This is a genomic window from Acinetobacter sp. UBA6526 (assembly GCF_002434875.1).
GTDB lineage: Bacteria > Pseudomonadota > Gammaproteobacteria > Pseudomonadales > Moraxellaceae > Acinetobacter > Acinetobacter venetianus.
This window is the reverse complement of the sequence record NZ_DJLC01000214.1, coordinates 1-8998: the sequence shown is the minus strand read 5'-3', so window position 1 is coordinate 8998 and position 8998 is coordinate 1. Positions and strand designations below refer to the sequence as shown.

Genomic DNA, 8998 nt, shown 5'->3' with positions numbered 1-8998 from the left:
ATTCTAATGGTGCAGCCTCTGGGGTAGTGAAAGCCGGAATCGGTGGTTTCCTGTACCTTGAAGTACTTGATGCATCGTTTAGTTTTGATGGTGTGATTGGTGCATTTGCGATTACCAGTGATGTCGTGATCATCATGTTGGGTCTTGCGATTGGTGCAATCTTTGTGCGTTCGATGACGATTTATTTGGTTGAGAAAGGCACATTGGATGCTTATATCTTTTTAGAACATGGTGCGCATTATGCTATCGGTGCTTTGGCATTCATTATGATTGCCAGTGGTACGGGTGTGCATGTTCCAGAAGTGGTGACAGGATTGATCGGTGTTGCGTTCATTGTTTGGGCGGTGATTGCGTCCATTCAATATAGTAAGCATGAACAGCGAATCTCTTAAGTTTGCTTTCAGTTTAATGATCTAAGATCAGAAAAAGGGACGGAAACGTCCCTTTTGATTTTTTAGCTTGTGATTTTTTCAGCGCATTCTAAGCGAATGGCTTATAATTCGCTGAGCCAGTAATAGTGTCTTGCCAATGATGAATGCTTTAGAACGCCGTTCAACCTTTGCCTTAAGTAGCATTTTTGCCTTACGCATGTTGGGCTTGTTCATGATTATTCCTGTCTTTTCAGTTGCAGGGCAGTCTTATCAATATGCAACGCCAGCATTAATTGGTTTAGCTGTGGGGGTTTATGGTTTAACGCAAGCTATTTTGCAAATCCCATTTAGCTTGTTGGCAGATCGTTTTAGTCGTAAACCTTTGGTGGTGTTAGGACTATTACTATTCGCCCTCGGTGGTGCGATTGCTGGGATGTCGGATACGATTTATGGTGTGATTATCGGGCGTGCTGTTGCGGGTGCGGGTGCTGTTTCTGCTGTGGTGATGGCACTGCTTGCAGATGTTACTCGCGAGGAGCAACGTACTAAAGCGATGGCTGCCATGGGGATGAGTATTGGTTTGTCATTTGTGGTGGCATTTAGTCTAGGGCCTTGGCTCACTAGTTTGGTTGGGATTTCTGGACTCTTTTTCGTGACCACGATTATGGGCTTGGCAGCAATTTTAATGTTGTTGTTGGTGCCGAAAGTAACCCGCCATCACAAGAATTTTCAGCAAGGTTATTTATCTCAACTCAAACAAGTCATACAAATTAGCGACTTAAACCGGTTGCATGTTTCTGTCTTTTCACTGCATTTATTATTAACAGCGATGTTTATTTATGTGCCTTCGCAGTTGATTGAATACGCACAGATTCCACTGGCAAAGCATGGTTTAGTCTATTTGCCATTGTTGTTAATTAGTTTATTTTTTGCTTTTCCAAGCATCATCATTGCTGAAAAATATCGCAAGATGCGTGGTATTTTCTTAACTGCGATTGCAGGCATTATTGCAGGTTTATTGATTCTGATTTTTGGCTATGAATCTAAATATGTACTACTGGCAGGATTAGGAATTTTCTTTATTGCATTTAATGTGATGGAAGCACTTTTACCATCGTGGTTATCGAAATCTGCACCCATTCAATCGAAAGCAACTGCGATGGGAATTAACGCAAGTAGCCAATTCCTAGGTGCATTCTTCGGCGGTACGTTGGGTGGTCAATTGTTAATGTTACACAACACCTCGCTTGGGTGGAGTGTGTTGGCTGGTATTGCTATAATTTGGTTGCTCGTAAGCTTTGGGCTGGCTCAGCCGAGATATTTGTCTTCGATTGTATTGCGTTTACCTGAAGCGCAACAAACAGATGAATGGACTTCAAAATTACTGGCGATTCGTGGTATTGAAGAAGTGGTGGTGATGTCTGAACAACAAGTTGCTTATATAAAGGTCGATAAACATCAAATTGATGATTCTGCGCGACAAGATTTAACGCACTTGTTAGGGAAAGAGGTAGCCATTTAAGCATAACTCTTATAAAGTAAAACATAGAAATAGATAGGAAGTAGATAAGCTAATGCGTGGTGTAAATAAAGTAATTTTAGTCGGAACTTTGGGTCGTGATCCTGAAACAAAAACTTTTCCAAATGGTGGATCTTTAACTCAGTTTTCGATTGCAACAAGTGAGTCTTGGACAGATAAAAGCACGGGTGAACGTAAAGAACAAACGGAATGGCACCGTATCGTGTTGCACAACCGTTTAGGTGAAATTGCACAACAATATTTACGTAAAGGTTCGAAGGTTTATATCGAAGGTTCATTGCGTACACGTCAATGGACAGACCAAAATGGTCAAGAGCGTTACAGCACGGAAATCCGTGGCGATCAAATGCAAATGCTTGATTCACGTCAACAAGGTGAGCAAGGTTTTGCTGGCGGTAACGACTTCAACCAACCGCGTTTTAATAACAATAATAGTAATCAGGGCGGTGGTTACCAGAACACAGGTTATAACAACAATAATCAAAATGGTTATGGTCAACAAGGCGGTAACTACGCAGGTAGTCCGCAAGCTGGAAATGGTTTTAATACACCTAAATCATCGCCACAGCCTGCGGCAGCACCAGCTGATTTAGATGATGATTTACCGTTCTGACACCTACTAGAGACCATGTTTTGTAAAGTTTATAAAATTATTCTTTATTAGTAGTTAGTTACAAAAGAAATTTACAGACACTAGAAATAGTTCTGTAAATTTTTTTAATTATATTTTATGATATTTAACACTTAGATATTTTGTTAAATTTAATCATGATGTCTGTTAAAAGATTTGTAATGAGTAGTGGTGAGAGATTCGCTGTTCTTTTGAATAGTGATGGTGTTCCTATGACTTATCCAAATTTATATACGATCATTCATCTAAGAAATCGTGGTCAATCAATCAATACAATTTCTGCTATTTTGGAAGATATTAAGTTGCTCTTTCAGTTGTTGGATAAGTTAGGAATTGACTTGGAACAAAGGATAAAAAGTAAAGATTTTTTAAAATTAAATGAAATCGAAGCTTTAGTAAATTTAACCAGTTTCAATCGCAGTCGATTAGGTGGGGCAGATTCAAAAAAAAAGATCATAAGTTTTCCAAAAAGTAATAATAAAGAGCGATCTAGAGCAAAATTGGTTGTTACTCAGGACTATGTATCTAAACAATTAATATATAGGCGGTTAACTAATTTTGCTGAATATATTGGATGGTTTGAGACGCATCTTCATTCATCAGCAATAACAAGTACAAAACGTTTGTTAAAATCTCGTAGACCTCGTAAGTCCATGGATATTCAGTCTGAATACAAATCTTTTGATAGTGATCAATTAAATAAAATTTTCAAGGCGGTTGATCCTGATAATCAGAATCGTATCTGGACTTCAGATTACCTTACTTATAGAAATGAGCTAATTATCTATTTGTTTTTATATCTTGGATGTCGTAAAGGTGAATTATTAAATTTAAAAATTACAGATATAACTCCCTCTCAAGGTGTTACATCATATCTTACTATTAGGCGTAATCCTCATGATGGTAGTGATTCTAGGCTATATCAACCTTTGGTTAAAACTAGAAGTCGATCAATTGCAGTCAATCAAAACTTAAAGAAAAAATTAGAAACTTACATTTTAAATTATAGATCAGCCATACCGCATGCAGAGCTAACAGACTTTTTGATTTTATCAAATAAAGGTAAACCTTTATCAATAAAAGCTCTAGATAAAATCTTTTCTGAAATTTCTAAAGTTGTTCTATTCAATGTACATGCACATGCATTTAGACATACTTGGAATGACAAATTTTCTGAGAAATCTCAACTTTTAGTGGCAACAGGTCAAACGACTGAAGCTCAAGTTGAAAATGATCGTGCTTATCTAATGGGATGGATACCTAACTCACAAAGCGCAAGAAGATATTCAAGGCGTGCAGAGAATAAGCGTGCCGTAGAGGTTGGCTTAAGTATCCAAGAAAAATTTGAGGATGAAAATGAATAAATCAATTCGAATCGATAGTTTAGATAAGTCGCAAAATACTTTTACCTCATTCAAAGGTTATGAGTTTAGTATCGATGATCAGAAATGGGTATTAGATATCAATAAAACTATAGATATCTCTCGTATACGAAATTTTGAGTTTTCTGTCCAATCTGATGTAGTCATGACTTTGGTTCATTTTGCTAAGTATAGTTCAAGTTCACATACAGCAAACATGTGCGAATATATTGGTAAATATTTTGATATTACAGGAGAGGATCATTTTTCAATTAAAGGTCTTTTAAATTATAAAAATTTTTATTCGGCAAAAAAAGATGAATACAAAGTAGCTATGCTACGAGTCTTTTTGAAGAAACTATATGATTTAGGTTATTCCTCAGTAGATGATGAAGTTTACGATCTAATGGATTCATGGAGATTGAGTGGCAATGAAAAAGGAGCAGCAGTCCTTTCCCTTGATCCAGATGAAGGCCCATTTAGCCCATTTGAATTTCAAACAATTATCACTAGAACCAATGAATATTTAGCAGAAAATAAGATTTCCTATTATGAGGCTGCTCTAATTCGTGTTTTTTGTGCGACTGGTAGACGACCAATTCAAATTTCAGGATTAAAGGTGAAAGACCTATATGTGTCGGATAAATATAATTTTAATGATACAAATGCAGTTCATATCCTTAACATTCCGAGAGCTAAAGTTAGAGGTGCTAGTGGATTCCGATTTGCTTTTAATGAAGTGGGAATTCGGGAAAGTATTGCGAAAATCTTATTTGAACATATTCAAATTTTAAAACAGAAATTAGCAAAGCAAATAAAGCGAGAAGTATCGGAACAGGAGCTTGCAGAGTTACCAATTTTCTATGATATTAAGGTGTTAGCCAATCTAGATTGGAGCAATAAAAAAGAAATTTCTCAAATTTTGCCAACAGAAATTATTCATTTACCTACTATCAAATTAACTCAAATATTGAGAGATGCTGTTCAAAAACTTGGTGTCCGTTCAAGAGAAACCGGTAAACCAATACATATCACTGCATATCGGTTTCGCTATACGCTTGGAACAAATGCGGCTAGGCAAAAAGCAGGCGTGAATGTCATTGCAAAGCTGTTAGATCATCATGATACGCAAAATGCACACTGTTATGTACAGAGTATTCCTGAAATTGCACAACAAATCTCATCCATCATGGATGAAAGCTTACGCAAATATGCAGATGCTTTTCAGGGGAAAGTTGTAAAGGATGAGATTGAGGCTCAATCACAAGTTAAAGATGCGAATAGAATTTCTTGTGTAGAACAGGATTGTGATGTCGGCTCATGTGGTACACATCAATACTGTAACGATTACGCACCAATCGCATGTTATCTGTGTAGCAAGTTTATGCCTTGGGCAAATGCACCTCACCATCTAGTTCTAGAGCAATTAATTAAAGAACGGGATGATCTAATTACGATGGGGTGTAGCCTTGAGGTCGCTGCCGTGAATGACCGAACAATTATTGCCGTTCAGCAAGTAATTGATGCTTGTAAGGAGTTCAATCATGGATGATTTAATATATTTCCCATCTGACAAAGTTCAATCTCCTTACTCCGAAATAAAGCGGTTTATTGATTTTGTTAAACAGTTATCAGAATTAAATGAAGATATTAGATTTGATGAGAATTATTGGAAAGGTGAAGTAAACTTTGTCAAAACGGGTATTTCATCCAAAGATAGATTACCTGAAAATCTTTTGCATCATTCAATTCTAGAATTTGCCAAAGCGTATGTGAAGTATCAGAGAATTAAGAGCAAGTTAAAAACCCAAGATACAATTTTTTCAATTCGGGCAATAGAACAAGTATGCTTAGACCGATATGGTGAAGTTGATTTAACTAAATTGGTGATTGCAGATTTTGACTTGGCTGCTGAAAATGCAAAAGTAAATTATAAAGCGAGTTCTGCTTACCATGTAGGTAGACAACTAAAGATTCTATTGGATTTTCTTCGCCAATTAAAAATAGTTGCTTTACCAGAATGGAAAAATCCAATTAAAAAACCTGCTGATAAGTCGATTGTGCTAGATGAGGAGTCAGAGGAACATAGAGAATCTAAACTTCCTGATGAGGATGCGATTTTTGCATTAGCTGATATTTTTTCACGGAAAGATTCAGAATTGTCAGATAGAGATATTTTTGTCACCAGTGCTGTGAGTTTGCTTCTAGCTGCACCTGAACGAGCATCAGAGCTATTTTTCTTAAAGCATAATTGTATCCACGAGGAAGAAGTCCAAACGCTTTCTAAGAGCAGTTTAGGGCTTACAGCAGATGGTTTTAATATTGAGACAGTATTAGGTATTAGGTGGTATGCACAGAAAAATTATGGGCATGACATTAAATACATTCCAAGTGTCATGATCCCAACGGTAAAACGGGCTATTGAACGTTTGATTAAGATGTCAGAGAAGCCTAGACATTTAGCATATTTGCTTGAGACGAGCGATAAATTTCCGAGACATGAGCTTTGTCCCAAAGTACTTGATGATCAATTATTAAAGCGTACGGAAGTGTTAATGGCAATGGGTTTTGATGTGACGCTATATGATGATCGTCAAGCAAATAACAGCGGTATACAATTTTTAAAAACTCGTGAGATTCCTATTCATGATTATTCAGTCTGCTTGAATGATTTAAATATTACCCTACGAAATAGACTACCTAAAGATTTTCCCTATATACCGTTTAAAACGGGTAATGGTGTACAGGTTAAATGGTCAGAAGCTTTATTCGCTTGTTTTACTCATCAGTATCACAAGATATATTCTCCAATATTAACAGAGTTATGGATGCCACATATTGATACTTTAAATGAGGATTTAGCACCTACTAAAAAGAAGAAGAAAGGAAAAGATGAGTTATCAAATGTCCAATCTATTTTTCAACGGTGGGGATATGGTGACTATAGTATGTCTACCCATCAGTTTCGACATTTATTGAATACGATAGCAAATACCAATGGAATGGATAGCATGTTACTCGCTAAATGGTCAGGGCGGGCTGATATGAAGCAAAATCGAGTATATGACCATACTTCAGTTGAAGATCGTAATTTTAGCTTAATTGAGATGCAGAAAAATGAGGTTAGTACAGTAAATACTGATAGTACATTTACATTCCAGATCGCTACACCTCGAACTCTACAAGAGCTAAATACCAAAACAACATTGTCTATGCACACTACTGAGTTTGGACTTTGTACACATTCTTATATTGATGAACCCTGCTTAAAGTATAGAAACTGTCTTAATTGTACAGAGCATGTCTGTATTAAGGGTAATGCAGAAAAGAAAAAACGACTTGAAGATCGACTTAGAAAAGAAAAAATCTTATGGGCAAAGGATAAGGAGGCTGTTAGTAAAAATGTTACTGGTGCAACGGTCTGGTTGCAAACTAGAGAGCTTACAATTAAACGTTGTGAACAGATGATTGCTCTACTGGATGATCCGAACATTCCCGATGGAACACCTTTGAGTTTGCCCCCTTCTGAAGATGTTACACATCTCGATTTAGCGTATCAAAAAGCAGGTCGTAAACGTATCCCTGTTATTGAGAATACTCAACGTAAAAAGATCGAGGATGAACCACATTTGCTCAATCCTGCATTGCAAATGGATTTATGGATTTGATATGGCACAGCATTTAACCGATAAAGACATCGAGAATATTGTTGAGCTTCTTGATTATTGGCCTTTAGATCAGAAATTGACTTGGGAGCGGCTATGTCAGGCCATTGAGCTACAGCTCGAACTTGTGCCTGCACCAACTCGTCAAACTTTACAGAAATATGTGCGTATTAAGACTGCCTATGATCAATGCAAAAAACCACAAGTGTCAAAGGTTAAGAGCAATGCAACACAGAAACTACCTGCTAGTTTAAAAATTGCTCAAACTAAAATTGAAGCTTTGGAGGTTAAGAATGCCAGACTGGAAAAAGAGAACGCTTTGTTGTTGGAACAGTTCGTAGTGTGGCAGTACAACGCCTATAAGTATGGGCTAAGTATTGCTAAACTAAATGAGCCGATGAGTAAAAAAAGTTCTGACTGAATTGGTCAAGGTTGCTTTGCAAAAGGCAACGTAATAATAGATGAACCAGACTAGCAATAAAGTAATCAAAATTGATGTCTACGCTCCTGTTTCTGGATTTTAGGAATTGGAGGACACGATGAGAATGAGGAAATATCTATGGATATTAAACCAATTAGAAGTGATGATGATCTTACGAATGCTTTTATTCGCTTAGAAAACATCTTTCAGGCAGATGAAGGATCGCCTGAAGCTGAGGAAATGGAAATTTTAGTTAATCTTATTGAAGCTTATGAAGACAAATATTACCCAATCTAATGTAGAGTCTAAAGTAGTGTTAGCAAAATCATTGCTTAACACTGCGGATCAGCTTGGCCTGAAAGAAGCACAGCTTGCATCTGTGATTGGGGTGCATTGTGACACTATCAGTAGTTTTAAAGCCAATCCTGAACTCGACCCTGCGACTAAGCAAGGAGAACTGGCCATATTGCTCATTGATATTTATCGTGCAGTATATGTACTCAGTGGTGGAGATTCAGAATGGATTCACTACTTCATGAATTCCTATAATGAAGCGACCAAAGGAGTTCCAATTGAGCAGATTCAGACTATTAGTGGCTTGACCACAGTGCTACATTTTGTTGACTCGGTTCGAGCGAAAATGTGATTTCTATAAAGAGATTATGTGTATTAGAATTTAATTCTATTGTTAAGAAACTCTGAGAGATGCAGCATGGTTAAACGTTTTAAAGACTTTATGACTGAAAATCGCAAGCCTCGTCCACCTTCGATGAGTCAGGTTGTGCCAATGCAATTTGGAGATGATGAGGCTTCAATGCGTGTAATGATGCATGCCGCTAATCGTGTAATAAGTCGGCATCTAATTGAACTTAAAAAGCTTGCCTACAAATGACATTAACTTCTGTCGTTACTGCCCATGATGTAATCTTATACATGGCTCAGGCGGTAAAATGTACAGTCTAAAGCCTAGATAATATGTGTATTTGGTGGTGTTTCAAAAAGTATGCTG

At 37.0% G+C, this 8998-nt stretch carries 10 protein-coding genes; all 10 read left to right on the top strand.

Features of this window, described 5'->3' with window-relative positions; all coding sequences use genetic code 11:
• Positions 1–392 (top strand): DUF475 domain-containing protein (locus B4237_RS14630; protein ID WP_286943734.1); only part of this gene is annotated, 392 nt, incomplete at its 5' end.
• A gap of 136 nt (positions 393–528) precedes the next feature.
• Positions 529–1893, top strand: a complete 1365-nt coding sequence (locus tag B4237_RS14625; protein ID WP_278595578.1) for an MFS transporter — start codon at positions 529–531, stop codon at positions 1891–1893.
• Between the two features lie 52 nt (positions 1894–1945).
• Complete coding sequence (gene ssb, locus B4237_RS14620) at positions 1946–2524, top strand: single-stranded DNA-binding protein (RefSeq protein ID WP_007482778.1); 579 nt, start codon at positions 1946–1948, stop codon at positions 2522–2524.
• A gap of 155 nt (positions 2525–2679) precedes the next feature.
• Complete coding sequence (locus tag B4237_RS14615; protein ID WP_125518672.1) at positions 2680–3906, top strand: site-specific integrase; 1227 nt, start codon at positions 2680–2682, stop codon at positions 3904–3906.
• Entirely contained in the window at positions 3899–5455 is a 1557-nt protein-coding gene (locus B4237_RS14610) for a site-specific integrase (protein WP_286943728.1), read from the top strand. The genes B4237_RS14615 and B4237_RS14610 overlap by 8 nt, the downstream gene beginning before the upstream one ends.
• On the top strand, positions 5448–7571 hold the full coding sequence (locus B4237_RS14605) for an integrase (RefSeq protein WP_107908886.1): 2124 nt from the start codon (positions 5448–5450) through the stop codon (positions 7569–7571). Before B4237_RS14610 ends, B4237_RS14605 begins: the two co-directional genes overlap by 8 nt.
• Before the next feature lies 1 nt (position 7572).
• The gene (locus B4237_RS14600; protein ID WP_107908888.1) at positions 7573–7989 is read left to right on the top strand and encodes a hypothetical protein; all 417 of its coding nucleotides are present in this window, start codon (positions 7573–7575) and stop codon (positions 7987–7989) included.
• 138 nt (positions 7990–8127) lie between these two features.
• Positions 8128–8286 carry a hypothetical protein gene (locus B4237_RS14595; RefSeq protein ID WP_169030846.1) on the top strand — a complete coding sequence of 53 codons (159 nt, stop codon included), beginning with the start codon at positions 8128–8130 and terminating at the stop codon, positions 8284–8286.
• Complete coding sequence (locus B4237_RS14590) at positions 8261–8635, top strand: antitoxin Xre-like helix-turn-helix domain-containing protein (protein ID WP_017396149.1); 375 nt, start codon at positions 8261–8263, stop codon at positions 8633–8635. The genes B4237_RS14595 and B4237_RS14590 overlap by 26 nt, the downstream gene beginning before the upstream one ends.
• Before the next feature lie 66 nt (positions 8636–8701).
• Positions 8702–8881: a hypothetical protein gene (locus B4237_RS14585; RefSeq protein ID WP_161418518.1), complete on the top strand. Its 180-nt coding sequence runs from the start codon at positions 8702–8704 to the stop codon at positions 8879–8881.
• The last annotated feature ends 117 nt before the right edge of the window (positions 8882–8998 follow it).

Coding starts and splice junctions, on each gene's coding strand:
- B4237_RS14625 (WP_278595578.1), top strand. CDS start 529: ATGATGAATGCTTTAGAACGCCGTTCAACCTTTGCCTTAAGTAGCATT.
- ssb (WP_007482778.1), top strand. CDS start 1,946: ATGCGTGGTGTAAATAAAGTAATTTTAGTCGGAACTTTGGGTCGTGAT.
- B4237_RS14615 (WP_125518672.1), top strand. CDS start 2,680: ATGATGTCTGTTAAAAGATTTGTAATGAGTAGTGGTGAGAGATTCGCT.
- B4237_RS14610 (WP_286943728.1), top strand. CDS start 3,899: ATGAATAAATCAATTCGAATCGATAGTTTAGATAAGTCGCAAAATACT.
- B4237_RS14605 (WP_107908886.1), top strand. CDS start 5,448: ATGGATGATTTAATATATTTCCCATCTGACAAAGTTCAATCTCCTTAC.
- B4237_RS14600 (WP_107908888.1), top strand. CDS start 7,573: ATGGCACAGCATTTAACCGATAAAGACATCGAGAATATTGTTGAGCTT.
- B4237_RS14595 (WP_169030846.1), top strand. CDS start 8,128: ATGGATATTAAACCAATTAGAAGTGATGATGATCTTACGAATGCTTTT.
- B4237_RS14590 (WP_017396149.1), top strand. CDS start 8,261: ATGAAGACAAATATTACCCAATCTAATGTAGAGTCTAAAGTAGTGTTA.
- B4237_RS14585 (WP_161418518.1), top strand. CDS start 8,702: ATGGTTAAACGTTTTAAAGACTTTATGACTGAAAATCGCAAGCCTCGT.